Raw genomic sequence first — 25,020 nt, 5'->3', positions numbered from 1 at the left:
ACCGGAGCCACCCGGCAGCGTGCCCTGACCGGATCCACCCCGGCCGCCGCTCCGCACCGGGTGCCGCCCGCGACGGGACGGTCGGACAGCGGCGGTACGTTGGGAGCATGGCTGCTCCCGTCTCCGACCTGTTCGACCCCGACGTCTGGACCGCGGCTCCGATCGCGGAGCAGTTCACCGACATCACGTACCACAAGCACGTCTCGCAGGGCATCGTCCGGGTGGCCTTCGACCGGCCGGAGGTCCGCAACGCCTTCCGCCCGCGGACGGTCGACGAGCTGTACCGCGCCCTCGACGACGCCCGCCAGGACCCCCGCGTCGGGGTCGTCCTGCTCACCGGCAACGGCCCGAGCCCGAAGGACGGCGGCTGGGCGTTCTGCTCCGGCGGCGACCAGCGCATCCGTGGGCGGAGCGGCTACCAGTACGTCGGCGACGAAGGGGCCCCGCCCGAGGGCGTCGACCCGGCCGCGGCGCAGGCGTCGATGGGCCGGCTGCACATCCTCGAGGTGCAGCGGCTCATCCGGATGATGCCGAAGGTCGTCATCGCGGTCGTCCCGGGGTGGGCGGCCGGCGGCGGACACTCGCTGCACGCGATCTGCGACCTCACCATCGCGAGCGCCGAGCACGGGAAGTTCAAGCAGACCGACGCCGACGTCGGCTCGTTCGACGGGGGCTACGGCAGCGCCTACTACGCCAAGCAGATCGGGCAGAAGTTCGCGCGTGAGGTCTTCTTCCTCGCGCAGGAGTACTCCGCCCAGCGCGCGTACGAGATGGGCGCGGTGAACGCCGTCGTGCCGCACGAGGACCTCGAACGCGAGGCGATCCGCTGGGGCGAGATCATCCTCGGCAAGTCCCCGACGGCGATCCGCATGCTCAAGTACGCGTTCAACGCGGTCGACGACGGCATGGTCGGCCAGCAGGTCTTCGCCGGCGAGGCGACTCGCCTCGCCTACGGCACCGACGAGGCCGTCGAGGGGCGGGACTCCTTCCTCGAGAAGCGCAAGCCGGAGTGGACCTCCTTCCCGTGGCACTACTGAGGCGCGCCTGATGCCCCGTCCGCTGGTCGCGGTGGGCGCGTCCGACCCGTTCGCCGTGCTGCGCGGCCTGGAGGCAGCACTCGCCGGCGGCCCCGCGCTGCTCCCCGTCGCCGAGGGGACCCCAGCGCTGCCGACACGGCCTCCCGCGGACGTCGCGCAGCGGGTCGCCCTGGTGGTCGAGACGAGCGGCTCCACCGGGACCGGGAAGCGGGTCGCGCTGTCGTCGGAGGCGCTCCTCGCCGGAGCGGCCGCCGCCGACGCGGCGCTCGGCGGCCCGGGCGCGTGGGTGCTCGCGCTGCCGACGCACTACATCGCCGGCCTCAACGTCCTGACGCGATCGATCGCCGCCGGGTCGACCCCGGTCGTCGTGCCGGCCGGCCACTTCGACCCGGCCGGGTTCGCGGACGCCGCGGCGCAGCTGGTGACCGACCGGTCGGCCCCGCGGCGCTACACGTCGCTCGTGCCGGTGCAGCTCGCCCGGGTCCTCGACGACGAGCGTGCGACGGCGGCCCTCGCGGCGTTCGACGCCGTCCTCGTCGGAGGTCAGGCCACCCCGGTGACGCTCCGGGACCGCGCACGGGAGGCCGGCGTCCCGATCGTCACGACGTACGGCGCGAGCGAGACCAGCGGTGGGTGCGTCTACGACGGCGTGCCGCTCGGCCCGGTGCACGCGGCCGTGGACGACGGGGAGCTGCTCCTCGCCGGGCCGATGCTCGCCGAGGGCTACCTCGGCGACGACGACCGCACGGCCCGCACCTTCACGGAGCGCGACGGGCAGCGTTGGTACCGCACGGGCGACGCCGGCGAGGTCGTGGACGGCCGGGTACGGGTCGTGGGACGGCTCGACGACGTCGTCATCTCCGGCGGCGAGAAGGTCGCGCTCGGAGCCGTCGAACGCATCGTCCGGGGCGTGCCCGGTCACGAGGGCGCGGTCGTCACCCGGCGGGCGTCGGGGGAGTGGGGCGAGGTGCCCGTCGTCGTCACCGACCGGCCGCTCGACCTCGACGCGGTCCGCACGGCCGTCGGCGACGCCCTGGGCCGCGCGGCCCGCCCCGCCGAGGTCGTCGTGCTCGACCGACTCCCGATGCTCCCGAGCGGGAAGCCGGACCGCCGGGCGGTCCGCGCGATCGTCGACCCGACCGCCTGACGGACGTGGGTCGAGCGGGTCGGGCGATCCGGGCCTCCCGGCCGTCGCCCGTCCCCGTGACGGTCTCCGCGCCGGTCGCATGGCGAACGCCGGTACGATGATCGGCCGTGGCACGAACGAAGCAGCAGAGCCGGTCGAAGGGCCGGAGTGGCAACCCGGCGAAGGCCGCTGGCCCGCAGCGGACCAAGCGCAAGGCGACCGCGCGCGACTGGATCGGTGGGGCGCGACTGCGGACCCTGACGCTCGGCGTCGTGCCGGTGGTCCTCGGCACCGCCGTCGCCTTCGTCGACAGCGGGAACCCCGGCGACTTCGGTGACTACCTCGGGAAGGACGGGCACCTGGCGATCGCGCTGCTCGCCCTCGCGGTCGCGCTGTTCCTGCAGATCGGCGTGAACTACAGCAACGACTACTCCGACGGGGTGCGTGGCACCGACGAGTTCCGCGTCGGCCCGGCACGTCTCACGGGGGCCGGCATCGCCAAGCCGCGGACCGTGCTCACGGTGGCGCTGACGTTCTTCGGGCTCGCGGCCCTCGCGGGCATCGGGATCGTGGTGCTCACCGGGTTGTGGTGGATCCTCATCGTCGGGGCCGCCGCCATCGTCGCCGCGTGGTTCTACACCGGCGGCAAGCGGCCCTACGGCTACAACGCGCTCGGCGAGGTCTTCGTCTTCGTCTTCTTCGGGCTCGTCGCCGTGCTCGGGACGCAGTACACCCAGATCCAGCAGGTCACCACCAGCGGGTGGGCCGCGGCCGTCGCCGCCGGGTTCTTCGCGTGCGCGGTGCTCATGGTGAACAACATCCGGGACATCGACGAGGACCGCCTCGCCGGCAAGCGGACGCTCGCCGTGGTGCTCGGCCGGACAGTCGCACGGACGCTGTACGGGTTGTTCCTGATGCTCCCGTACGTCGTGCTGCTGTGGTTCGTGCTGCTCTACTTCCGCACGGGGTTCACGTACTTCTCGCTGCTGCTCGCGCTGCCGGCGCTGGTGATCGGGGTGTCGTCGCGGAAGCCGCGCGAACTCATCACGGCGCTGCAGCTGTCGTCGTTCGCGTCGCTGGCCTACGGGGTGGTGCTCGGCATCACGCTCGCCGTGCAGCCGTAGGCGGCGGCACGGTGCCGCGCGGCGCCGCGGCGCGACCCCGCGCCGCGGCGGCTCGCGGTGCGCACCGCGTTCGCACAACCGAAGACACCCCGAACCAGCACGACGCGTGGTTCGGGGTGTCTTCGGTTGTGCGGAGCCGCGCGCGAGCCGCCGCTCCGGCCGCCGGACCTCGGCGCGCCAGACCTCGGCGCGTCAGACCTCGCCGCGTCAGACCTCGTCGCGCCGGGCGGCGTGCCGGTCGGCGTCGGAGACGGGCTGTGCGCTCGGCGCCTCGCCGTCGGCGGCGTCGACGAAGTCGTCCTCGAAGTCGCTGTCGGCGTCGTGCGCGGGCCCCGGGCGACGCTCGGCGAGGCTCAGCGCCACACGGTGGCGAAGCTTCGCGAGGGCGATGTACGACACCAGCAGCCCGACCAGCGCGGCGACGATCGTGGCCCAGTACCAGGGCATCGGCGTCAGGACGCGGAGCAGCAGGAGGGCGGCCGCGAAGATCCCGAGGCGGGCCAGGGTGTACAGGAGCCAGGCTTTCACCCGACAAGTGTACGAAGCCCGGCATGGCAGGTGCTGCACAGGAGCGCTGCCTAGACTCCGTGCATGGTCCGACTGTGGCTGATCGTCGTCGTCGCCGCCGTGGCGTTCACGGTGTGGGCGGCCATCGACTGCGCCACGATGCCGCGCCAGCGCGTGCGTTCCCTCAGCCGCGGGGTCTGGATCCTCCTCGTGATCGTCCTGCCCGTCGTCGGCGGGATGCTCTGGCTGCTGCTCGGCCGCGCTCCCGCGGGTCCGGCGCCCGCCGCCCGGTACCGTGGACCCGAAGACGACCCGGACTTCCTCGGCGGCCGGACGACGCCCCCGGGACGCTCCCGCACGGACAAGGACCAGGACGACGCAACCCTCCGAGACCTCGAAGACCAGTTCCACGACCGCGACGACGACGGACGCCCGAACGGCTGACCGCAGCCCGGCGACCGACTTCGCCGTCGCGCTCCTGCAGGACCTCGCGCGGGCCGGTGTCACCGACATCGTCGTGAGCCCGGGCTCCCGCTCCCAGGCGCTCGCCCTCGCCGCGGTCGCACTCGAGCGCGCTGGCGGCCCCACCGTGCACGTCCGGCTCGACGAGCGCACCGCGGGCTTCTTCGCGCTCGGCCTCGCGGTCGAGACCGGACGGCCCGCGGCCGTGGTCACCACGAGCGGGACCGCGGTCGCGAACCTGCACCCGGCGGTGCTCGAGGCGCACCACTCCGGCGTGCCGATGATCGTGCTGAGCGCCGACCGCCCGGAGGAGCTCCGAGGCATCGGCAGCAACCAGACCACCGTCCAGCCCGGCCTGTTCGGCCCGGCGGTGTCGTTCGTCCGCGACGTTCAGGCCCCGACCGCAGCGACCACCGACGACGAACTGCACCGGACCACCCGGGAGCTCGCCCGACAGACCGTGGCCGCGGCGTCCGGGCACGAGGGGCAGCCGGGCCCCGTCCAGCTCAACCTCGCCTTCCGCGAACCGCTGTCCGCCGGGCTCCCCGAGGGGGTCGTCGCCCCCGTGCCCGACGCTGACGTCGACACCGCGTACGCCACGCGACGCCAGCACACCGGCCTCCCGCTGGCGGAGCTCGCTCCCGACGAAGAGCCGGCCACGGTCGTGATCGCCGGCCACGACGCCGGACCCGACGCCGAACGGATCGCCTGGGAGCTCGGTGCCCCGCTGATCGCGGAGGTGTCGAGCGGTGCCCACTTCGGCCGCAACCTCGTGGTCGCCTACCGTGAGCTCCTCCGCGATCCGGCGTTCGGGGGAGTGGTGCGCCGGGCCGTCGTGCTCGGGCACCCGACGCTCAGCCGCGAGGTGCCGGCGCTCCTGCAGCGTGACGACGTCGAGACCGTCGTGGTGCGCGCACCGGGGGCCGACGTGTACGACCCGGCCCGCGCCTCCCGGCCGGACGCCGTGACCACCGTCGTGTCGGACGTGCGGGTCACCGGCCGGACCACGCCTGCCCACCGCGCGTGGGTGGGCCGCTGGGTGGTCGCGAGCCGGGCGCTGCTCGGCGAGGGCGACGCCGCTCCGGACCTCGACGCGAAGCGGTCCCCGGACCGCGCCGAACGGAACCGGTTCCTCCGCGACGAGGTCGCGCTCCGTCGGCGTCCCGTCGACCGGGCCATGCTGACCGAGGCCGTCTGGGGCGTGACGTGGCCGCACGACCGGCTCGTGCTCGGTGCGTCGCAGCTCATCCGCGTCGCGGACGCCCGGGTGCCGGGCAAGAAGCTCCGCGTGCACGCCAACCGCGGGCTCGCCGGCATCGACGGCACCGTGTCGACCGCCCTCGGGATCGCTGCCGCGCTCGAGCGCTCCTCGGCGTCGGTCGGGACCACCCGCGTGCTCGTGGGGGACCTCACGTTCCTGCACGACCTCGGGGCCTTCGTCACGGGGACGCGGGAGCGGACGCACCGGGTGCAGGTGGTGGTCGGCAACGACGGCGGCGGCGCGATCTTCCGCGGCCTCGAGGTCGCGGCGACGACGCCGGAGGCGGACATGACCCGGATGATGAGCACGCCGCAGCACGTGGACGTCGAGCGGGTCGTGACGGGACTCGGGTGGGAGTACCGCCGGGCCGCGACGTGGGGCGATCTGGAGCGGGTGCTGACGGACCCGGCGGAGCGGGTCGTCATCGAGGTGCCGCTGGCGGAGTGAGCGCGGCCGGCACGGCCGACCGGCCTGCACGGCCGGGTGTGCGCGGAACCGGGTGTCGGCCTGGAGGCGCGGTGCCGGTCCGCACGTGCCTCCAGGCCGGTACGCGGTCGCGTGGGTGCCCGTGCCCCAGTCGGTGCGCGGTCGCGTGGTCGCGCCGCGACGCGCGCGTCAGGCGAGCGCGTCCCGGATCGGCCGGAACTTGAGCGCGGTCTCGGCGACCTCCCTCGTCGGCTCCGACCCCGCCACGATGCCCGCGCCCGCCCACGCCCGGACGGTGCCGTCCGGGGTGATCCGCGCGCTCCGGAGGGCGAGCATCCACTCGCCGTCCCCGTTCGCGCCGAGCCACCCGACCGGTCCCGCGTAGCGCCCGCGGTCGACGCCCTCGAGCTCGGACACGAGCCGGACGGCGACGTCGGTCGGGGTGCCGGCGACGGCGGCCGTGGGGTGCAGGACGTCGGCGACGTCGAGCGACGTCGTACCGACGGGGAGGGTCGCCTGGACGTCGGTCGCCAGGTGCCACACGTTCGGCAGCTGCAGGCGGAAGGGTTCGGGGTCGGCGCGCACGTCCGACGCGAGGGGTCGGAGCGCGGCCAGCAGGCTCTCGATCGCGAACGCGTGCTCCTCGACGTCCTTCCGGCTCGACGCCAGGGCCTCGGCGGCGGCACGGTCCGAGACCGGGTCGGTCCCGCGTGCCGCACTGCCGGCGAGCACCCGTGCCGAGAGCCGCGTGCCGTCCGTCCGCGCCAGGGTCTCCGGGGTCGCACCGATCAGCCCGTCCACGGCGAAGGTGACGCACTGCGGGTAGGCGTCCGCGAGGTCGAGCAGGACGGCCCGCTGGTCGGCACCGTCCGGCAGGGTCCCCACGAGGTCGCGGGCGAGCACGACCTTCTGCGCCTCGCCGGCCGCGATGCGTCGCACGGCCTCCACGACGCTCCGCGCGTACGTGTCCTCGTCGATGCGTCCGGGGGAGAACACCACCGACACGTGCGGGCCGACCCGGGGGACCGGCACCGACGTGCGGCTGAACGCGAGCGGCGCGGGGTCGGGCGTGGTGTCGATCGCGGTCAGCCAGGCCTTGCCGCGACGACGGCCGACCACGACGCGGGGGACGACGAGCACGCTCGTGTCCGCGGAGTCGTCGGCGAACGCGAAGGACCCGAACGCGACGAGCCCGGAGCCGCGGAGCTGCACCGGGTCGTCGACCTCGGCGGCGGCGACCACGTCGCGCCAGACGGCGGAGGCGTCCCGCATCCGGGAGGTGCCCGTGAACTCGAACCGCAGCGCCTCTCCGATCCCGACGATGCCGTCCCCACCGCGGACGAAGGCCAGCGGGGCGTCGTGCAGGGTGTGGCGGAGGACGGCGCCCGGGTCGTCGAGGATCCGGGTCGACACCGTCAGCGGCGGGGCCGCCGTCGTGGTTCGTGGCACGCCCCGATCGTACGCGCCGCGCGCTCACGGGAACGCTCGAGCACGGACCTCTAGGATGGCTCGGGTGAGCAGAGCGGACCTGAACAAGCGCCCGGACGAGGTGGCGGCCATGTTCGACGACGTCGCGGCGAAGTACGACCTCACGAACGACATCCTCTCCGCGGGCAACGCCCCGCTGTGGCGTGTCGCGACGGTCCGTGCGGTCGACCCGCAGCCGGGCGAGAAGGTGCTCGACATCGCCGCCGGGACGGGCACGAGCTCGGCCGCCTTCGCCAAGAGGGGTGCCGAGGTGACGGCGCTCGACCTCTCCGCAGGCATGATCGCGGTCGGTCGGGAGCGCCACCCGGAGATCACCTTCGTCGAGGGCGATGCCGAGCACCTGCCGTTCGACGACGACACCTTCAACGCCGTCTCCATCTCGTTCGGCCTGCGCAACGTCAACGACCCGCAGCAGGCGCTCGTCGAGATGCTCCGGGTGCTCAAGCCCGGCGGCCGTGTCGTCATCTGTGAGTTCTCCACGCCGCCGATCGCGCTCCTGCGCTTCGGCTACGGCACCTACCTCAAGCGGGTGCTGCCCGGCGTCGCGAAGCTGTCGTCGAGCAACCCCGCGGCCTACCGCTACCTCGCCGAGTCGATCGACGCGTGGCCCGAGCAGCAGGTCCTCAGCCAGTGGCTCCGCGGCGTCGGCTTCACGATGGTCGCCTACCGGAACCTGACGGCCGGTATCGTCGCACTGCACCGCGGCCGCAAGCCCGTCGCGGGCACGGTCCGCGAGTCGGTGGCACGGCGTGCGAAGGCCCGTCGCGAGCACCAGGCCACCGGCGAGCAGCCGCGTGTCCAGCCGGGCACCGACGCCGCCGACCACGACGGCTGATCCATCCCTCCCCCAGTACGGGCCTCCCCGAGTACGGAGCAGCACTTGAACCCGAGCGTCCCGGTCGCACGTCGCGCACCGAGTCTCCGCGCCTCGCTGGGCATCGGCGAACGGCTGTTCGCGTCCCCCGCCGACCGGCGGTTCATCACCGCGGTCGACGATGGGCTCGAGGTGGTCGAGCACGCGCTCGAGGAGGCGATGCACTCCGCGGACACCCTCGCGGACACCACGAGCCGGTACCTGCTCGCGGCCGGCGGCAAGCGCATCCGGCCCACGCTGACGCTCCTGATCGCGCAGCTCGGCCGGGGTGTCACCGACGAGGTCGTGAAGGCTGCGGTGAGCATCGAGACCACGCACCTCGCGTCGCTCTACCACGACGACGTCATGGACGAGGCACCGGTCCGTCGCGGTGTCCCGGCGGCGCACGTCACCTACGGCAACAACGTGGCGATCCTCACGGGGGACCTGCTGTTCGCCCGGGCGAGCCTCATCACGGCGGACCTCGGCGTCGAGGGCATCCGCATGCAGGCGGAGACCTTCCAGCGGCTGTGCCTCGGACAACTCCACGAGACCACCGGACCCCGCGAAGGCGAGGACGCCGTCGCGCACTACATCCAGGTCCTCAGCGACAAGACCGGTTCGCTCATCGCGACCGCGGCCCGCGCCGGCATCCTGTTCTCCGGCGCCGACCGCGCCTACCTCGAACCCGTCGCGGTCTTCGGCGAGAAGGTGGGCGTCGCCTTCCAGCTCGTCGACGACGTGATCGACCTGGCCCCGGCGGGGGACCGCACGGGCAAGATCGCCGGCAACGACCTCCGCGCCGGCGTCGACACGCTGCCGCTCCTGCACCTCCGGGCACTCGCCGCCTCCGACCCCGATGCCGACGCGCTCCTGCACCGCATCGAGCACGACGTGAAGGGTGCCCCGGACGACGCGGTCGACTCGGCGCCGTACCAGTCCGCCGTGGCGGCACTGCGCGACCACGAGGCGACCACGGCGACGCGTGCGATCGCCGTACGGTGGGCCGAGGAAGCGGTCGACGCCCTCGCGCCGCTGCCCGACGGCACCGTGAAGAAGGCGCTCACCCGGTTCGCGGAGTCCGTCGTCGACCGGAGCCGCTGACCCGCGCCACCGCACCACGAGCCACCCACCAGCGGCCCCGGGAGCACCCCACCCGAACGAACTGGAGACGATCAGTGCCCACCCTCCGACTCGCCATCGTCGGCGCCGGCCCCGCCGGCATCTACGCCGCGGACATCCTCCTGCGCGAGGCGCACGGCTACGACGTGTCGATCGACCTGTTCGAACAGCTCCCCGCCCCGTACGGCCTGGTCCGGTACGGCGTCGCCCCCGACCACCCCCGCATCAAGGGCATCATCAACGCGCTGCGTGACGTGCTCGACCGCGGGGTCGTCCGGTTGTTCGGCAACGTCCGCTTCGGCGAGGACATCACGCTCGACGACCTCAAGCAGCACTACAACGCGGTGGTCTTCTCGACCGGTGCGATCAAGGACGCCGACCTCGACATCCCCGGGGTCGACCTCGAGGGCTCGTTCGGCGCCGCCGACTTCGTGAGCTGGTTCGACGGGCACCCGGACGTGCCGCGCACCTGGCCGCTCGACGCCGAGAGCGTCGCGGTCATCGGCAACGGGAACGTCGCCCTCGACGTGTCGCGCATCCTCGCGAAGCACGCCGACGACCTCCTGCCGACCGAGATCCCGGACAACGTGTACCAGGGCCTCAAGACGAGCCCGGTGACCGACGTCCACGTGTTCGGTCGCCGCGGACCCGCACAGGTGAAGTTCACGCCGCTCGAGCTCCGCGAGCTGGGGGAGCTCCGCGACGTCGACATGATCGTGTACGACGAGGACTTCGACCACGACGAGGCGTCGCTCACCGCCATCCAGACCAACAAGCAGGTCATGGTCATGAACCGTGTCCTGAACCAGTGGCGCGAGCGTGAGGTCGGGCAGGCGAGCCGACGCCTGCACCTGCACTTCTACGCGAGGCCCCTCGAGCTCGTCGCCGACGAGCGCGGGCACGTCGCGGCGATCCGGTACGAGCGCACACGGCCGGACGGACAGGGTGGTGTCGAGGGCACCGGCGAGGTCCGCGAGGTCGCCATCCAGGCCGCGTACCGCGCCGTCGGCTACTTCGGGTCACCCCTGCCGGGTGTGCCGTTCGACGAGCGGCAGGGCGTCATCCCGAACCGCGAGGGGCAGGTCCTCAGCGAGGACGGTCACCGGCTCCCCGGCGTGTACGCGACGGGGTGGATCAAGCGTGGCCCCGTCGGCCTCATCGGACACACCAAGTCCGACGCGATGGAGACCGTCCAGCACATCGTCAACGACCAGGCCTCGTGGTGGACGCCGGAGGACCCGTCGGAGGAGGCCGTGCCCAACCTGCTCCGCGAGCGTGGCGTCGCGTTCACGGACCTCGACGGCTGGCACAACCTCGACGCACACGAACTCGCCCTCGGCGAGGCCGCCGGGCGTGAGCGGATCAAGGTCGTCCCGCGCGACGAGATGATCGACGTGTCGCTCGGTCGGACGACGGCGTCGACGAGCTGAGGGCAGCCCCCGCCGTGACCACCGCAGCACGCCCCGTACCGCCCGACCCGGTGCGGGGCGTGCCCGCGTCCGGTCCCCGACTCCAGGGCGTCGACGTCGCCCGTGCCCTCGCGCTGCTCGGCATGATCGCGACCCACGTCGCGGACGTCCCGGAGGCCGTGGACTGGTCGGACCCGTCGACCTGGGCCGCCGTGGCACACGGACGGTCGTCCTCGCTCTTCGCGGTCCTCGCCGGGGTGTCGATCGGGCTCACGAGCGGACGGACGCGGCCGCCCGGGCCGCCCCTGATCGGCCGCGTCCGCGCCCGACTGGCGATCCGTGCGCTCGCCGTCGTCGGCGTCGGACTCCTGCTGATGGCTCTCGACACGCCCGTGTACGTGATCCTGCCGACCTACGGCGCGCTGTTCCTCCTCGCCGTCCCGGTGCTCCGCGTCCGCGTCCGCTGGCTGCTCGTCCTCGCAGGAGCGTGCGCCGTGGCGTCACCCGTCGTCGCGCTCGCGGTCGTGCCCCTGTACGCGGACGCGGGCATGTGGGAGGTGCAGCTCGGCCTGGTGTACCCCGTGGTCACCTTCCTGGCGTACGTGCTGGTCGGGCTCGCGGTCGCGCGGGCGGGCGGCCTGGGTCCCCGCTGCCGGTTCCCGGGTGACGCGCCAGCGGCGTCCAGGCCGAGCCCGTGGGGAGAGGCGCGGATCACCCAGGCAGCGCTGCTCGCGTCCGGCGCTCTGGTCGCCGTCGCCGCGTACGTCGTCGGGAACGCCCTCGCGCCGGTGCCCGCCGACGCCGCGTGGCTGTCCTTCCCGGGAGTGCCCTACTCGCCCGACGGCAGCACGCCCGCACAGGCCCTCGCGCAGGAGTTCCTCTCGCCGCGCGACCACTCGTCGTCCGTGGTCGACGTCGTGGGGACGGCCGGGGTCGCGGTCGCGGTGACGGCGCTCTGCTGCCTGCTCGTCGACGGTCGCGGCCGGACGGTGCGGCGGGTGGCGTTCCCGCTCGTGGCCGTCGGAGCGATGCCGCTGTCGGTGTACGCGTTCCACCTGGTCGTGATCGCGCTGCTGCCGGAGTACCCGCAGAGCGCGGCTGCCTGGTGGTGGTTCGCGATCGGCTCGGTGCTCTTCGCGATGACCTGGCGGACGTTCTTCGGACGAGGGCCGCTCGAGCGGCTGCTCGCCCGCCTGACCGACCTCGTCCCGCTCACCCGCTGAGGCGAGCGCCGCCCGTACGGACCGTGCGAGGTTTCCCACACGGTGCGGGGCTCGCGCCCTCGCACCGTGCGCGAAACCTCGCACGCTGCGGCCGGCCCCTCGCACCGTGCGAGGGCGGCGCCGCCCGTACGCACGGTGCGAGGTTTCCCACATCGTGCGGGGCTCGCGCCCTCGCACCGTGCGCGAAACCTCGCACGCGGCGCCTCGCCCCTCGCACCGTGCGAGGGCGGCGCCGCCCGTACGCACGGTGCGAGGTTTCCCACATCGTGCGGGGCTCGCGCCCTCGCACCGTGCGCGAAACCTCGCACGCTGCGCCCGGCGCCTCGCACCGTGCGAGGGACCCGGGCGGCGCGACCGCGCGCGGGCGCAGGCCGACGCGTCGGACGCGGCCCGCGCCTCCCGGCCGACCGCTACTGCAGCGCTGCCGTGAGCCGCGCGACGTTGTCGAGCACCTTGGACCGCCGCGGTCGGTCCACCCACGACTCGAGCGTCAGCTCGAAGCTGTGCTCCTTGTAGGCGTCCTGGACCTCGCGGAGGGCGTCGACGAAGCGACTGCCCCGCACCATGACCGACACCTCGAGGTTGAGGCTGAACGAGCGCATGTCCATGTTGCTCGACCCGATCACCGCCACCTCGTCGTCGATCGTGAAGTGCTTCGCGTGGAGGATCGTGGGGGCACGGTAGAGCCAGATCCTGACCCCGGCGCGGAGCAGCCCCTCGTAGTAGGAGCGCTGGGCGTGCCACGTCATCGCGTGGTCGCCCATCTCGCCGACGAAGAGCTCGACCTCCACCCCGCGCTGCGCCGTCGTCGTGATGGCGTAGAGCATCGAGTCGTCGGGGACGAAGTACGGCGAGGTGATCGACACCTTCTGCTGCGCCGAGTAGAGGAGCGCGTTGAAGAGTCGCAGGTTGTTCTCGCCGTCGAAGCCCGGTCCGGACGGCACCACCTGGCAGTCGAGCGCGTCGCCACGGTCGGCCCGCTGGACGGGATCGCTCTCGCGGAGGAGCAGCTCGTCGGTCTCGCTGTACCAGTCGGTCACGAACAGCGCGTTGAGGCCGGCGACGACCGGCCCCTCGAACCGCGCGAACAGGTCCTTGTACGCCATGTGTCGCTTCTTGTGCGACTCGAGGTCGTAGGACTTGTCGATGAGGTTCTGCGACCCGGTGAACGCCACCGACCCGTCGATGACCATGATCTTGCGGTGGTTCCGGAGGTCCGGCCGCTGGAACTTCCCCTGCAGCGGCTTGAGCGGCAGCATGAGGTGCCACTCGATCCCGGCGCGGTCGAGGAACGCGAGGGTGTCCTTGTAGTCCGGGTACCCGCGGCTCGCCCAGTGGTCGAGCAGGAACCGCACGGTCACGCCGCGGGACTGCGCACGCGCCAGCGCCTCGAAGAACGGCCGGGTCGTGTCGTCGAGGGTCGCGATGTAGAACTCGACGTGGATGAAGCGCCGTGCCTGGTCGATCGCGCGCGTCATCTCGGCGTACGACTCGTCGTAGTCGGGGTAGAGCTCGGCGGAGTTGCCCCCGACGAGCGGCATCGACCCGAGCCCGCGGTTCAGCGCGACGATGCTCTCGAGCCACGGCGGCCACGGGTGGTCCTTGCGGACGCGGTCCATGCCCTCGGTCTGGTCGAGGATGTACTGGTTGATCTCCGCCTGCTTCTCCCGGCGGTCCCGGGGGAGCTTCGTCGAGCCGATGACGAGGAAGACGATGAACCCGATGTACGGGATCAGGAAGATCGCGAGCAGCCAGGCCGTCGCGGTCTGCGGTTTGCGGTCGATCGGGACGTAGATGATCGAGAAGACACGGATCGCGAGGTCCAGGAGGACCAGCAGGACCGTGATCGTGACGGAGAGCCAGTGCTCCACGGTGTCGTCGTCGGCTCAGTCGGACGCGGGCGTCAGCGGAAGTTCACGAACTGCAGCGGCACATCGAACTCTTCGCCCTTCAGCAGCTGGATCGTGTTCTGGAGGTCGTCGCGGCTCTTCGAGGACACCCGGAGCTCGTCGCCCTGGATCTGGCTCTTCACGCTCTTCGGGGCCTGGGCACGGAGGAACGCGCCGATCTTCTTCGCGACGTCCTGCTCGATGCCGTTCTTGAACTTCACCTCGATGCGGAACTCCTTGCCCGAGGGGAACGGGTCGCCGGCGTCGAGGCTCTTGAGGCTGATGCTGCGCTTGATCGCCTTCGACTGGAGGACGTCGAGCACGGCACGCGCACGCTCCTCGGAGTTCGCCTTGATGAGGACGTCCTCACCGCTGAACGCGATCGACGCGCCGGCGCCCTTGAAGTCGTAGCGCTGCTCGATCTCCTTGGCCGCCTGGTTGACGGCGTTCTCCGCCTCCATCTTGTCGACCTTGCTCACCACGTCGAAGGAACTGTCTGCCATGCGGGACAGCCTATCGGCGGCCTGGAGGCACGGTTCAGGACCGCAGGACGGCCGACGTCGACGGGGTGGTCGAGACCACCCCCGCGCATCGGCTATGCTGTTCTGCGCGCCTCCGGTTGGTGATCACACGGGTCGGGTGCGCGATGGCAAGTTACCCAAGCGGCCAAAGGGATCTGACTGTAAATCAGCCGGCGTAGCCTTCGGGGGTTCGAATCCCTCACTTGCCACACGATGAACGCCCCCTCCTCGGAGGGGGCTTCGTCGTTCGCGGGCAGGATGGGGGCATGACCTCCGATCCCACACCGTCCGCGTTCGCCGACCTCGCCGAGTCCATCGCCCGTGAGGCCGCCGCCCTGGCAGCCCGCCGTCGTGCCGAGGGCGTCGAGGTCGCCGACCGGAAGTCGAGCATCGTCGACGTCGTGACCGCAGCGGACCGCGAGGTCGAGGACCTCGTCCGGCGCCGGATCGCCGAGGCGCGACCCGAGGACGCGGTGCTCGGCGAGGAAGCCGGTGTCACGGACGGGACGAGCGGCTTCACGTGGGTGGTCGACCCGATCGACGGCACGGTTAACTACCTCTACGGCCGTCCGGACTACGCGGTGAGCATCGGCGTGGTCCGCGGCGCCCCTGATCCCGCGACGTGGGAGCCGGTCGCCGGGGTCGTGATCGCGCCGGCCACGGGGACGGTGTTCCGGGCGGTCGCCGGCGGGACCGCGCTCCGTGACGGCACACCGATCTCGGCCAGCGCACCGGCGTCCCTCGCCGAGACGCTGCTCGCCACGGGGTTCGCGTACACCGCGGAGCGTCGCCGCGGGCAGGTCGCCGTGCTGGCGGAGCTCATCGGGAGCGTCCGTGACGTCCGGCGCGGGGGATCGGCGGCACTCGACTGCTGTGCGGTCGGCGACGGCACGGTCGACGCCTACTACGAGCGGGGGATCAACCCGTGGGACATGGCGGCCGGCTCGATCGTCGCCGCTGCGGCCGGTGCCGAGGTGCGGTCCTGGCAGGCCGGCGACACGCGGTCGTTCCTGTTCGCCAGCCCCGGCATCGCAGACGAGTTGGAGGCCCTCCTGCACCGGGCGGAGGCCGCCGGGCTCGGGGTGGGAGCGTCCTGACGACGTCGACACCCCCGGACCGGGGGCACCTCCGAAGCGGGCCCGCGACTGGCGGGCGGAGGTGTCCTTTGCTACCGTTCAGGAGTTCCGTTACCCGCTCGTTACCAACGGGCGCCGCACGCACCCCGATCAGGACCCGCACCGAACGCATGCCCCACGCCTCCACGCCGCCCGCACCGACCGACGTCACCGTCGACGCACCGACCCCGGTCGTCCACCTGACCCGACGAGCGCGCATCGAGGCCGAGCGAGCCGCTGCACGCACCCAGGCGCCCGTCGGGACGACCGACGAGTTCGCCGCGATCGTCGGCGCCCCGGTGACGGCCACCGCTCCCGCGTCGCCGCTCGACCTGGCGCCCGCCTCGCCCGCGATGCCGGCGGCGGGGGCCGGGATGCCTGCGTCCGAGGCCGGGCCGATCACGCCGCCCGCACCGTCGTCCCCGGTCGTCGGTCCGTCCGCTGCTGCGGCACCCGCGACGCGCCCCTCGGCCGCCGGGTCGAGCGCAGCCCGACGCCCGCACGCCGACCGGCCCGAGGGCCGGGTTCGTGCCGCCCGCCGGCCCACGCCGGTGCACGGTCGTCGGCCGGTCACCGCGCCCGCACGCCCGGTGACCCGCGTGCAGCGCACCGCGAGCGCACCCGCCACACCGGTGCGGACGACACCGGCGCCCACGGGGACCGCGTTCCGTCGGACCGCGTCCCGCGTCACCGCGGTCGGCGCTCTCCTGTTCGTCGCCGGCCTGGTCGTCTCCACGTCGCTGCCCGCACAGGCGCTCTACACGCCCGAGGCCGGCTCCACCGCGGCCCGCGCGGCGGCGTCCGGCAGCGCCCAGTCGCTCAGCGTCGGTGAAGCCGCGGACGGTTCGACCTCGCGCGACCAGTACACGGTCTCCGACGCCACGCAGTACGCCAACACCGACTCGTCGGCGTTCACGAACGACGCAGCGGGCACCATCCAGTGGCCGTTCCTGACCGGCGTGCCGATCACCTCCGGGTTCGGCGGTCGCCAGGTCGCCGGCTGCTCGTTCTGCTCGACGAACCACATGGGTGTCGACTTCGCCCCGGGCGAGGGCACACCGATCCGGGTCGTCGCGGACGGCGTCGTGACGAAGGTCCAGGCGAACGACGGCGGCTTCGGCAACGACGTCTGGGTGACGCACGACGTCGACGGCAAGCAGTTCGTCAGCGTCTACGGCCACATGAAGGACGGCACCTTCAAGGTCGTCACCGGCCAGCAGGTGCACGTCGGCGACGAACTCGGCGAGGTCGGCAGCACCGGCAACTCGACCGGGCCGCACCTGCACCTCGAGATCCACGTCGGCGGGGTCCCCGTGGACCCGCTCGCGTGGCTCGAGCAGAACGCGAACTAGCGGGCCCCGCGACGGCACGCCCGGGCGTCCGACCCGGTTCCGGATGACCGTCGTGAGTCTGCTACTCTCGTGTGGTGCCGTTCGCGGCACATCGCCCCGATAGCTCAGTGGTAGAGCACTTCCATGGTAAGGAAGGGGTCGTCAGTTCAATCCTGACTCGGGGCTCCGACCCGGAGCACGTTTCGGCTCCGGATCTCTGGCGGGGTAGCTCAGTTGGTTAGAGCACACGGCTCATAATCGTGGTGTCGCGGGTTCAAGTCCCGCCCTCGCTACACGAATCGAACACCGAACGAACCGAACACCGAAGAACGGCGGCTGGATCCCAGCCGCCGTTCTCGCGTCCCGCCCCGCCTCCGTCAGTCGACGAGCACCTCGGTCCACTCGATCGGTGATCCGCCGTCGTTGATCGCGACCGGGGTGAACCGGAAGCCCTCCGAGGTCCGCTCGACGGGGAGGCTGGCGCAGCTGCCGTCGGCGGCGTGCGCGACGGCGACGAGCCGACGGGCGTCCGGGCGCAGGATCTCCACCGGGTCCGGGTCGAGCGTCACGAGGCCGAGCGCCGCGGTGGTCCCGAGCGGGTCGTCCGTCCGGCTGAGGACGGCGACCCGTGCGGCCGTGCGGAGGACGTCCTGGTGGCGAGAGACGCCGCTGCCGTCGAGGCGGCCCGGTCGTGCGACGAGCCCGGTCATCGCGTCACCCTCATACCGTGCCCACGAGGCCGAGCGGGCGCCGGTCGAGCCGCCGAGGTACGCCGGCGTCAGCGGGCGCACGGTGAAGGTCGTCGTCGGGCGGGTGAGGGTCGCGAGTCCGTTGTAGCGGGCGATGTCGAGGCTGGAGGGTGCGGAGTCCCGGGGGTCGCCGTGGAAGGCGCCCAGGGAGCCGATGGGGCCGAACACGGCCGTGTCGAGCCAGATGTCGCCCATCTCGAGCCAGTCGTAGCCACCGCTGCCGTAGCTCGGCACGCCGAGTTCGCCGAGGATCGAGCTGAAGAACAGTCGCCGGTTCGCCTCGGCGTGGTACTCGTCCGCGTTGAGGTACATGTCGTCGGTCGAGTGCAGGTCGACGTGGTCGGTCAGGAGCGGCGACAGGTTGTAGTACATGACCACGATGTCGGGGTCGACCTCGCGCATGGCGCCGATGACGAGCTCGAGGGCACGGACGAGCAGGAGCTCGCCGCCCCAGGCACGGTTCGCGGGTGCCGCGTTGACGAGCGCCGGGAGCTCGTAGCCGAAGTCGAACTTCACGACGCTCGGCCGGTACCGCTCCACGAACGCCCGGGCCCGTGCCGCCAGTCGTGCACGAACCGGTTCCCGGGACACGTCGAACAGGAAGTACGAGTGGTCGTGGTTGCCCCGCCGCACCGGCACGCCGTCGGCGTCGCAGAGCATGTGCTCCGGCGACAGCCCGTGCGAGGCCGGGTCGTCGCACCGGAGGAACGCCGCCCACAGCCCCACCTCGACCCCGTCGGCCCGCACACGGTCGAGGAACCGCTCGAAGTGCGGGAACCGCTCCTCGTCGTGCTCGAGCAGCCCGTACTCGCCCTCCCACTTGTCGTCGATCACGAAGACCCCCGGACGCATGCCGCTCGCACGCACGTCGTCGTAGATCGACTCGAGGGCGCCCTGGTCGAACCGGTCGAGGGCGGTCCCTGCGGCGCACTGGGCACCCCACGTGTTGAACTGGGCCTTGCCGAGCGTCTCCAGCTGGCGGGCGGACCGCTCCCGGGGCCGGACCGTCCCGCGATCGCGGAGCGCGCGGTAGTACGCGCGGACGGCGTCGTCGTAGGTGTCGGCCACCGTCAGCACCCAGGACGCCCCGACCTCGAGCGACTCGCCGCCGGTCGTGCACTGGTGCCACAGGTCCGAGTGGGTCCGCAGCCACGGGCTCGTGCGGCCACGCCGGTGCCGGAGCAGGAGGTCACCCGCGGGCACGGCGGTGAGCCCGAGGCACCACGACGCCGACAACCCGCGGGTCAGCGCGCCCCGCTCACACATCGACCCCTCGATGCTGAACCCCGCGACGTAGTGCACCGGGAGCCCCCACTGCGCGGCCACGATGTCGTCGCAGTCGTTCGACCCCCGCCCGAGCCACGTGGTGAGGTCGAGGCGGAGCTGCGCCGGGATGACCGGACCGAGGGCGGACGACTCGCTCGCCCCCGGGTGCACGATCGAGTCGCTCTGCACGCCGGGCAGCGGACCCTCCTCGGACCACTCGGCGAACGCCAGCACCGACACGACCTCGGCCTCCCGGTCGGACCCGTACCCCGGTGCGTCGAACCAGATCCCGTCGTCCGCGAGCCGGACCCGGACCGTCAGCCGGTCGGCGCCGTTGACGCCCTCGTACTCCACGGTGAGGAGCTCGGCCTGCCCGTCGTCGCCGTCGCCGATCGTCGTGAGGTCGGTGCGGCGGACCGACCCGGGAGTCGTCGGTCCCCGGTCGAGGAGGACGGCGGGCTGCAGCGGGGCCTCGAGGACGAGCAGCCCGCGGCGGTCGTGGAGCGTGAAGTGGTCGGTGTCCGGACTCCAGTGCCAGCGGTAGTCGCGGCGGGAGACGGAGCAGGGCTGTGCGATGGGCATGACCTCCACGCTAGGAACGATCCCGCCGGATGTCGTCCCACTCCGTCGGCGGAAACTCCGGGATACTCGTGTGGTGACCACCACGGAGCACTCCTTCGGCTTCGCAGCCGCGGTCGACGAGCCCGGGCCGATGACCGCGGCGCACCGGCACGACGACGTCGAACTGCACCTCGGTGCCGCCGACGTCACCTACCTGCTCAACGGCGTCCGGACCCGGATCCCCGCCGACCGGATCGCGCTCTTCTGGGCGGCGCGCCCCCACCAGCTCATCGACGTCGAGCCCGGGACGCGGGTCTCCTGGTTGACGGTGCCGCTGCCGGTGTTCCTGGCGTGGGGGCTGCCCGACGCGTTCGTCTCGGCGCTCCTCGGCGGCCACGTCGTGATCCCGGAGACGGTGGTCGGTCTCGAGGCGCCGGGGGCCGCTGCCGACCGGTTCGCTCGGTGGTCACGCGAGCTGGGGCGTCCTCCCGCGTTCGTCGACCACACCGCCCGCACGGAGGTGGAGGCGCTCGTCCGGCGGGTGTCCCTGGCCGACGACCTCGGCCGGGGGACGGCGCCGGCGAGCCCGGGCACGACCGAGCACGTCGCGGCCATGGCCGCGTTCGTCGCCGCGCACTTCGCCGAGCCGGTGGGGGTCGCGGACGTCGCCGCGAGCGTGCACCTGCACCCGGGCCACGCGATGGCCCTGTTCAAGCGGGTGACGGGCACGAGCATCGGTGGCTACCTCGCGCGGTGCCGGGTGGCCGAGGCGCAGCGGCTGTTGGTGTCGACCCGACTCCCGGTCGCGGACGTTGCGCTCGCCGCGGGGTTCGGCTCGACCAGCCAGTTCCACGAGCGCTTCCGGACGGCCGTCGGGACGACCCCGTCGGCCTACCGCCGCCGGACGTCCGCCGTCGAGGACGAGGAGGGCCCGGGGAGGGAAGGGCCGGTCGGGCCGGACGCGCCGGCGCTCCGGTCCGGGTCGCGTCGGATCCGGACCGGAGCGCGTCACTGAACCGCTCGGCCCGTCAGACGGGACGCCCGGTCGGCTTGGTCGCGACGCTGCCGGCGCTGCAGTACGAACCGGGCGAGTGCACGCCGTGGGCGACTCGCAGTTCCGCGTCCCGGTCGTCGCTCATCCGTGGGGCGAACTCGCTGCTGACGTTCCAGGCGAACCCGTCGCTCCCGGGGTGCTGCCGCCGCCACTCGTCGAGTCCGAGTGCCACCAACCGGAGTCGCTGGTCGACGAAGGCTGCGTCCCAGGGCCCTTCGGCCAGGATCTGCTGGGCGGAGCGGAACTCGTAGTACACCGTCCGGCGGAGGGCGTTCGCGAGGGTCGCTTCGGAACCGTGCACCAGCATGACGTCGTGGACGAGGACGTCGCCCGGCTCGAGCTCCGTCTGCACCACGCCCGGGGCGTCCCAGCCGTACTCGTCCTGCAGTGCGCACACGTCCACCACCTGTTTCTGCGAGCCCGGGGCGACGCGGAGCGACCCGGCGCCCTTGCGGCTCGCGTCGAGGTAGACGTCCACGTTGAAGATGCGGTCGGTCCTCGGGTGCACGGCATCCTGGTGCCAGTCGATCGGGGCGCCGTCACCGGTGTTCTTGAAGACGCGTGACTCGTAGGTCGGGACGAAGTCGGGTCCGGCGAGGCTCTCGGCGATCCCGAGCACCTCCGGGCTGCCCAGCAGCTCGAGCGACGCGGGCTCGTGCTTGTCGTGCAGGTAGTTGATGCGGAAGAGCACCCGACCGGAGGGGCGGGTGGCGAAGTCGTAGTCGCCGTTCCCGGCCTGCTCGTCATCGAGCGCGTGGCCGTCGGCGATCCACCGGGTGCTCGCCGCCTGCAGCTTCTCGAGGAGCGGCCCGCGGATCCGGCCCCGCAGGATCACGTACCCGTGTTCGTCGAAGTGCGCCACCTCCTCCGGGGTGAGGTGGTGGGCCTCGTGCCGGAGCGGTCGGTTCCGGTCGGGCAGTGGCGCGGTCGGGTTCCGGTCGGACGCCGGGGCGTTCGTGATGGTCATCGGGTACCTCCTCGAGAGGGTGGTCCCGCCCTGGTCATCGGCGGGAGTGGTCAGGTGCGACGCTAAGGTGGTGGATCGCGGAAGTCTTCCGCGATCCACGCCGAGGAATCCAGGAATCCACCCGTGTCCGCGTCACCGCCCGAACCTCGCCTGCACGGCAACACCTTCGGCTTCTCGGCGTGGCGCGGAAGGTCGACGACGATGGCCGTTCCGCATGCGCACAACGACGTCGAGGTCAACTACTGCCGGTCGCCGTTGACCTACGACTCCGGCGGTCGGGTGTCGACGCTGCCGCCTGGGACGCCGTTCGCCTTCTGGGGTGCGAAGCCCCACCAGCTGGTCGACCTGGACGATCGGCACCCGCTGGCGTTCGTCACGATCCCGTTCGCGCAGTTCGCCTCGTGGGGTCTGCCCGCGGACGTCCGTGGCCGCCTGCTCGACGGCGGGGTGCTCATCGGGGGCGTGCCCGAGGACGCTCCGGACCTCGGAGCGGCGTTCGACCGCTGGGCGTCCGACCTCCACTCCGGGGACGCCGCGCGTCGTCGGGCAGCAGAGCTCGAGGTGCAGGCGCTCCTGGTCAGGATGTCGCGCGGTGACTGGGCTCCCCGCCGCGCCGCCGAGCCGAACAGCTCGATCGCGCTCCGACGTGCGGCCACGATGGCCGCCTACATCGCCGACCACGCCGGCGCGGACGTCCGGGTCGCCGACGTGGCTGCGGCGGTCCACCTGCACCCCAACCGCGCCGCGGCGGTCTTCCGGTCGGTGTTCGGCACGACCGTGACGGCGTTCCTCGCCCAGCACCGCGTCGCCGAGGCGCAGCGGCTCCTGCTGACGACCGACCTCGGCTCCGGGGAGATCGCCACCCGTGCCGGCTTCGGCTCGTCGAGCGCGTACCACCAGGTGTTCCGGGCGATCGTGGGGTCGCCGCCCCTCCGGTGGCAGCGAGACCACCTCGGCGACGGGTGAACGGGCCGGCCCGTGCGCTCAGTGGTACCCGTGGTCCGTCCGCCCGACGAGCACCCCGGCCGCCCGCAGCGCCGTCTCGACGCTCCCGGTGACCTGACGCCACGCGGCCCGCCGACGCTCGGTACCGATCGTCCCCCCGGCGACCGCGGTGCCGTGCCCCGCGGGACGGACCGTGATCGTGGTGGACGTGCCGGTGACGGTCGTCGAGACCTCGTAGCGGCGGAACTCCCGGGACGGGTGGACGAGCGCGCCGAGGAGGATCGTGAGGAACCGGTTCCCGCTCGTCGCGGTGATGGTCCCGCCGGTGGAGGTGACCTCGTGGCCGCTCCGTCGCAGTGCGGCCCCGGCCACCTCCATCGCCGTGCGTCGGTCCCCGGTGTGGACCGCGTACTCCGTCCGTGCCTCCATGGCTGCTCCCTCCCCGAGCGCGAGCGGCACCCCCCGACGCCGCTGCAGCAGCATAGCCGATGCGTACTCATGGAAACAGGGATGTCGGACGGCGCTCGGTAGACTGCCGGACGTGTCTGTGAACCCCGAGCTCGTCGGCAGGACGTTCCCGCCGGCCCAGCCGTACCTGGTCGGTCGCGAGAAGGTGCGTGAGTTCTCCCGTGCCGTGTTCGCGACCAACCCGATCCACCACGAGCCCGAGGCCGCCCGCGCCGCCGGCTACGACGACGTCGTGGCCCCGCCGACCTTCGCGGTCGTCGTGCAGGAAGCGACGCTCGCGCAGCTCCTGGCCGAGCCCGACGCCGGCATCGACTTCTCGCGCGTCGTGCACGGGGAGCAGGCGTTCACGTACGACCGTCCGATCGTCGCCGGCGACGAGCTCACCGCGACGCTGACCGTGACGAGCGTGAAGACCCTCGGCGGCAACGCCATGGTCACCGCCGAGTCCACCGTGGTCGACGCGTCCGGCGAGCACGTCGTCACCGCCACGTCCACCCTCGTCGTCCGGGGAGATGACGCATGAGCACCCACGTCCAGCACGGAGAGGCCGACACCGCCGTCGCGGTCGGCACGGTCGTCGCCGAGCGCGAGGTGCACGTGACCCGCGACTCGCTCGTCCGGTACGCCGGCGCCTCGGGTGACTTCAACCCGATCCACTACCGCGACGACGTCGCCGCTTCGGTGGGGCTGCCCGGTGTGCTCGCGCACGGCATGCTGACCATGGGCCTCGCCGTCCAGCCGGTCGCCGAGTGGCTCGGCGACCGCGGCTGGGTCGCACGCTACGGTGTCCGGTTCACCCGTCCCGTCGTCGTCGACCCGCAGGACGGCGCGACCGTCGGCGTGGTGGCCAAGGTCGGCACCGTGGACGACGCGGGCCGTCCGCAGCGCATCGACCTCACCGTGACCGCCGCCGGGCAGACCGTGCTCGGCAAGGCGCAGGTCACGGTGGCGTTCCGCTGACCGTGACGGACGCCGTCCTCGCCGACCTCACGACGCTCCGCGTCGGCGGTCCCGCGAGCACGCTGCTCACCGCTGTGACCACCGACGAGCTCGTCGCGCACGCGCACACCGCCTGGCAGGACGAGGACTGGCTGGTGGTCGGTGGCGGGAGCAACCTCCTCGTCGCCGACACCGGGTTCGACGGAACGGTCGTGCTCGTCAGGACGCGGGGCGTCGAGGTGGTGCGGTCGGACTACCCCGGCGAGCACGCCGACGGCGTCACCGTCCACGTGGCGGCCGGGGAACCGTGGGACGCGTTCGTCGCGCAGACCGTGGCGAACGGTTGGACCGGCCTGGAGGCCCTCAGCGGCATCCCGGGCACCGTCGGTGCCGCCCCCGTGCAGAACATCGGCGCCTACGGGGTCGAGCTGTCCGACGTGCTCACCCGGATCGAGTTCCTCGACGCGTCGACGGGGGAGCGCGCGTGGGTGCCCGCGGCCGAGCTGGCGCTCGGCTACCGCTCGTCCACGCTGAAGCACGGGCGACGGGGCGTGGTCCTCACCGTCGAGTTCCGGCTCGGCACCGCGAGCGACGACGGCGTGCCCGTCCGGTACGCGCAGCTCGCCGGCTCGCTCGGCGTCGAGCTCGGCACGCGGGTGGCGCCGGCGACGGTGCGCGACGAAGTCCTCCGCCTCCGGGCGTCGAAGGGCATGGTGCTCGACGGTGACGACCACGACACGTGGAGCGCCGGGTCGTTCTTCACGAACCCGATCGTGTCCGCGGCCTTCGCCGAGTCCCTGCCCGCCGACGCGCCGCGCTGGCCCGCCGGCGACGACGTGAAGCTCAGCGCCGCGTGGCTCATCGAGCACGCGGGCGTCCACCGCGGGTACGCGGTCCCCGGGTCGCGCGCCGCGATCTCCTCGAAGCACACCCTCGCGCTGACGAACCGCGGCGGCGCGACGGCAGCGCAGGTCGCCGAACTGGCGCGGTACGTGCAGGTGACCGTGCTCAACCGCTTCGGCGTCACGCTCGTGCCGGAGCCGGTCGTGGTGGGCGACCTGCTCGCCGGGGGCTGACCGTCAGCGCTGACCCTCGTCGCTGGCCGACCTCGTGAGCCGAGCCGTGCCTCCAGGGCGGTGCGCCGGACGGCGCGGCATCCGCTGGACGCAGATCGCGC

At 72.8% G+C, this 25,020-nt stretch carries 23 protein-coding genes and 3 tRNA genes; 19 read left to right on the top strand and 7 right to left on the bottom strand.

The features are described 5' to 3' along the window. Window positions 1–107: 107 nt before the first annotated feature. The 3 genes from MON03_RS11490 (at window position 108) to MON03_RS11480 (ending at window position 3,287) form a co-directional block, all read left to right on the top strand. On the top strand, window positions 108–1,037 hold the full coding sequence (locus tag MON03_RS11490) for a 1,4-dihydroxy-2-naphthoyl-CoA synthase (RefSeq protein WP_022904400.1): 930 nt from the start codon (window positions 108–110) through the stop codon (window positions 1,035–1,037). Between the two features lie 10 nt (window positions 1,038–1,047). After that, on the top strand, window positions 1,048–2,184 hold the full coding sequence (locus tag MON03_RS11485; RefSeq protein WP_242088483.1) for an AMP-binding protein: 1,137 nt from the start codon (window positions 1,048–1,050) through the stop codon (window positions 2,182–2,184). A 107-nt stretch (window positions 2,185–2,291) separates the two neighbouring features. Continuing rightward, window positions 2,292–3,287, top strand: coding sequence for a 1,4-dihydroxy-2-naphthoate polyprenyltransferase (locus MON03_RS11480; protein ID WP_242088481.1), 996 nt, complete (start codon window positions 2,292–2,294; stop codon window positions 3,285–3,287). 207 nt (window positions 3,288–3,494) lie between these two features. Here MON03_RS11480 and MON03_RS11475 read toward each other — a convergent pair whose 3' ends face one another. Then, window positions 3,495–3,815, bottom strand: a complete 321-nt coding sequence (locus MON03_RS11475; protein WP_022904403.1) for a DUF4229 domain-containing protein — start codon at window positions 3,813–3,815, stop codon at window positions 3,495–3,497. A gap of 63 nt (window positions 3,816–3,878) precedes the next feature. On the opposite strand from MON03_RS11475, the gene MON03_RS11470 reads away from it, so the two are divergent. Together MON03_RS11470 and menD are read left to right on the top strand one after the other, a co-directional pair. Continuing rightward, window positions 3,879–4,238 (top strand): PLD nuclease N-terminal domain-containing protein, encoded by a 360-nt coding sequence (locus MON03_RS11470; protein WP_242088479.1) that lies wholly within the window; start codon window positions 3,879–3,881, stop codon window positions 4,236–4,238. Window positions 4,239–4,272: 34 nt separating this feature from the next. Next, on the top strand, window positions 4,273–5,964 hold the full coding sequence (gene menD / locus MON03_RS11465; RefSeq protein ID WP_277927289.1) for a 2-succinyl-5-enolpyruvyl-6-hydroxy-3-cyclohexene-1-carboxylic-acid synthase: 1,692 nt from the start codon (window positions 4,273–4,275) through the stop codon (window positions 5,962–5,964). A gap of 168 nt (window positions 5,965–6,132) precedes the next feature. On the opposite strand, the gene MON03_RS11460 is transcribed toward menD, so the two are convergent. Then, entirely contained in the window at window positions 6,133–7,392 is a 1,260-nt protein-coding gene (locus MON03_RS11460; RefSeq protein WP_242088476.1) for an isochorismate synthase, read from the bottom strand. A 64-nt stretch (window positions 7,393–7,456) separates the two neighbouring features. Between MON03_RS11460 and MON03_RS11455 the strand changes: the two genes are divergently transcribed. The 4 genes from MON03_RS11455 to MON03_RS11440 all read left to right on the top strand — a co-directional run bounded on the left by MON03_RS11455 (window position 7,457) and on the right by MON03_RS11440 (window position 12,038). Beyond that, window positions 7,457–8,266 carry a demethylmenaquinone methyltransferase gene (locus MON03_RS11455; RefSeq protein WP_242088474.1) on the top strand — a complete coding sequence of 270 codons (810 nt, stop codon included), beginning with the start codon at window positions 7,457–7,459 and terminating at the stop codon, window positions 8,264–8,266. A 45-nt stretch (window positions 8,267–8,311) separates the two neighbouring features. After that, window positions 8,312–9,388 carry a polyprenyl synthetase family protein gene (locus MON03_RS11450; protein ID WP_022904408.1) on the top strand — a complete coding sequence of 359 codons (1,077 nt, stop codon included), beginning with the start codon at window positions 8,312–8,314 and terminating at the stop codon, window positions 9,386–9,388. A 74-nt stretch (window positions 9,389–9,462) separates the two neighbouring features. Continuing rightward, the gene (locus MON03_RS11445; protein WP_242088472.1) at window positions 9,463–10,836 is read left to right on the top strand and encodes an FAD-dependent oxidoreductase; all 1,374 of its coding nucleotides are present in this window, start codon (window positions 9,463–9,465) and stop codon (window positions 10,834–10,836) included. Window positions 10,837–10,850: 14 nt separating this feature from the next. Then, window positions 10,851–12,038 carry a heparan-alpha-glucosaminide N-acetyltransferase domain-containing protein gene (locus MON03_RS11440; RefSeq protein ID WP_242088470.1) on the top strand — a complete coding sequence of 396 codons (1,188 nt, stop codon included), beginning with the start codon at window positions 10,851–10,853 and terminating at the stop codon, window positions 12,036–12,038. A 410-nt stretch (window positions 12,039–12,448) separates the two neighbouring features. Here the strand turns inward: MON03_RS11440 and cls are convergent, their stop codons facing one another. Together cls and MON03_RS11430 are read right to left on the bottom strand one after the other, a co-directional pair. Beyond that, complete coding sequence (gene cls, locus MON03_RS11435) at window positions 12,449–13,909, bottom strand: cardiolipin synthase (protein WP_022904411.1); 1,461 nt, start codon at window positions 13,907–13,909, stop codon at window positions 12,449–12,451. A gap of 32 nt (window positions 13,910–13,941) precedes the next feature. After that, entirely contained in the window at window positions 13,942–14,430 is a 489-nt protein-coding gene (locus tag MON03_RS11430) for a YajQ family cyclic di-GMP-binding protein (RefSeq protein WP_242088468.1), read from the bottom strand. Window positions 14,431–14,575: 145 nt separating this feature from the next. On the opposite strand from MON03_RS11430, the gene MON03_RS11425 reads away from it, so the two are divergent. The 5 genes from MON03_RS11425 to MON03_RS11405 all read left to right on the top strand — a co-directional run bounded on the left by MON03_RS11425 (window position 14,576) and on the right by MON03_RS11405 (window position 17,187). Then, window positions 14,576–14,657: transfer RNA gene (locus tag MON03_RS11425), tRNA-Tyr, on the top strand. Window positions 14,658–14,714: 57 nt separating this feature from the next. Then, a complete protein-coding gene (locus tag MON03_RS11420) occupies window positions 14,715–15,545 on the top strand; it encodes an inositol monophosphatase family protein (protein ID WP_242088466.1) in 831 nt (276 codons plus the stop codon). A 149-nt stretch (window positions 15,546–15,694) separates the two neighbouring features. Further along, a complete protein-coding gene (locus MON03_RS11415; RefSeq protein WP_242088464.1) occupies window positions 15,695–16,915 on the top strand; it encodes a M23 family metallopeptidase in 1,221 nt (406 codons plus the stop codon). A 93-nt stretch (window positions 16,916–17,008) separates the two neighbouring features. Then, window positions 17,009–17,080 (top strand) — tRNA-Thr (locus tag MON03_RS11410). Window positions 17,081–17,113: 33 nt separating this feature from the next. Next, window positions 17,114–17,187 (top strand) — tRNA-Met (locus tag MON03_RS11405). A gap of 84 nt (window positions 17,188–17,271) precedes the next feature. Here MON03_RS11405 and MON03_RS11400 read toward each other — a convergent pair. After that, window positions 17,272–19,491, bottom strand: coding sequence for a hypothetical protein (locus MON03_RS11400; protein WP_242088461.1), 2,220 nt, complete (start codon window positions 19,489–19,491; stop codon window positions 17,272–17,274). Between the two features lie 73 nt (window positions 19,492–19,564). Here MON03_RS11400 and MON03_RS11395 point away from each other — a divergent pair, with 73 nt between their 5' ends. Further along, window positions 19,565–20,485, top strand: a complete 921-nt coding sequence (locus MON03_RS11395) for a helix-turn-helix domain-containing protein (RefSeq protein WP_242088459.1) — start codon at window positions 19,565–19,567, stop codon at window positions 20,483–20,485. 13 nt (window positions 20,486–20,498) lie between these two features. Here MON03_RS11395 and MON03_RS11390 read toward each other — a convergent pair whose 3' ends face one another. Beyond that, window positions 20,499–21,491: a phytanoyl-CoA dioxygenase family protein gene (locus MON03_RS11390; RefSeq protein WP_242088457.1), complete on the bottom strand. Its 993-nt coding sequence runs from the start codon at window positions 21,489–21,491 to the stop codon at window positions 20,499–20,501. 123 nt (window positions 21,492–21,614) lie between these two features. Between MON03_RS11390 and MON03_RS11385 the strand changes: the two genes are divergently transcribed. Beyond that, on the top strand, window positions 21,615–22,457 hold the full coding sequence (locus tag MON03_RS11385) for a helix-turn-helix domain-containing protein (protein WP_022904418.1): 843 nt from the start codon (window positions 21,615–21,617) through the stop codon (window positions 22,455–22,457). An 18-nt stretch (window positions 22,458–22,475) separates the two neighbouring features. On the opposite strand, the gene MON03_RS11380 is transcribed toward MON03_RS11385, so the two are convergent. Continuing rightward, window positions 22,476–22,865: a hypothetical protein gene (locus MON03_RS11380; RefSeq protein WP_022904419.1), complete on the bottom strand. Its 390-nt coding sequence runs from the start codon at window positions 22,863–22,865 to the stop codon at window positions 22,476–22,478. Between the two features lie 112 nt (window positions 22,866–22,977). Here MON03_RS11380 and MON03_RS11375 point away from each other — a divergent pair, with 112 nt between their 5' ends. The 3 genes from MON03_RS11375 to MON03_RS11365 are packed head-to-tail and all read left to right on the top strand — an operon-like array spanning window position 22,978 to window position 24,919. Then, window positions 22,978–23,427, top strand: a complete 450-nt coding sequence (locus MON03_RS11375) for a MaoC family dehydratase N-terminal domain-containing protein (protein ID WP_083882150.1) — start codon at window positions 22,978–22,980, stop codon at window positions 23,425–23,427. Then, window positions 23,424–23,864, top strand: a complete 441-nt coding sequence (locus MON03_RS11370; protein WP_022904421.1) for a MaoC/PaaZ C-terminal domain-containing protein — start codon at window positions 23,424–23,426, stop codon at window positions 23,862–23,864. The genes MON03_RS11375 and MON03_RS11370 overlap by 4 nt, the downstream gene beginning before the upstream one ends. Window positions 23,865–23,866: 2 nt before the next feature. Further along, entirely contained in the window at window positions 23,867–24,919 is a 1,053-nt protein-coding gene (locus MON03_RS11365; RefSeq protein WP_242088455.1) for a UDP-N-acetylmuramate dehydrogenase, read from the top strand. Window positions 24,920–25,020 lie beyond the last annotated feature (101 nt).

It is taken from the genome of Curtobacterium sp. DN_7.5, from assembly GCF_022655355.1.
Lineage (GTDB): Bacteria > Actinomycetota > Actinomycetes > Actinomycetales > Microbacteriaceae > Curtobacterium > Curtobacterium luteum.
Note: the sequence above shows the minus strand (reverse complement) of the source record. Positions and strands in the feature narration are given on the sequence as shown.

Bases quoted from the DNA above. Each gene is read 5' to 3' on its own strand.
- MON03_RS11380 (WP_022904419.1), bottom strand. From the start codon at position 22,865: ATGGAGGCACGGACGGAGTACGCGGTCCACACCGGGGACCGACGCACG.
- MON03_RS11490 (WP_022904400.1), top strand. From the start codon at position 108: ATGGCTGCTCCCGTCTCCGACCTGTTCGACCCCGACGTCTGGACCGCG.
- MON03_RS11470 (WP_242088479.1), top strand. From the start codon at position 3,879: ATGGTCCGACTGTGGCTGATCGTCGTCGTCGCCGCCGTGGCGTTCACG.
- MON03_RS11430 (WP_242088468.1), bottom strand. From the start codon at position 14,430: ATGGCAGACAGTTCCTTCGACGTGGTGAGCAAGGTCGACAAGATGGAG.
- MON03_RS11420 (WP_242088466.1), top strand. From the start codon at position 14,715: ATGACCTCCGATCCCACACCGTCCGCGTTCGCCGACCTCGCCGAGTCC.
- MON03_RS11415 (WP_242088464.1), top strand. From the start codon at position 15,695: ATGCCCCACGCCTCCACGCCGCCCGCACCGACCGACGTCACCGTCGAC.
- MON03_RS11485 (WP_242088483.1), top strand. From the start codon at position 1,048: ATGCCCCGTCCGCTGGTCGCGGTGGGCGCGTCCGACCCGTTCGCCGTG.
- MON03_RS11390 (WP_242088457.1), bottom strand. From the start codon at position 21,491: ATGACCATCACGAACGCCCCGGCGTCCGACCGGAACCCGACCGCGCCA.
- MON03_RS11370 (WP_022904421.1), top strand. From the start codon at position 23,424: ATGAGCACCCACGTCCAGCACGGAGAGGCCGACACCGCCGTCGCGGTC.
- MON03_RS11400 (WP_242088461.1), bottom strand. From the start codon at position 19,491: ATGCCCATCGCACAGCCCTGCTCCGTCTCCCGCCGCGACTACCGCTGG.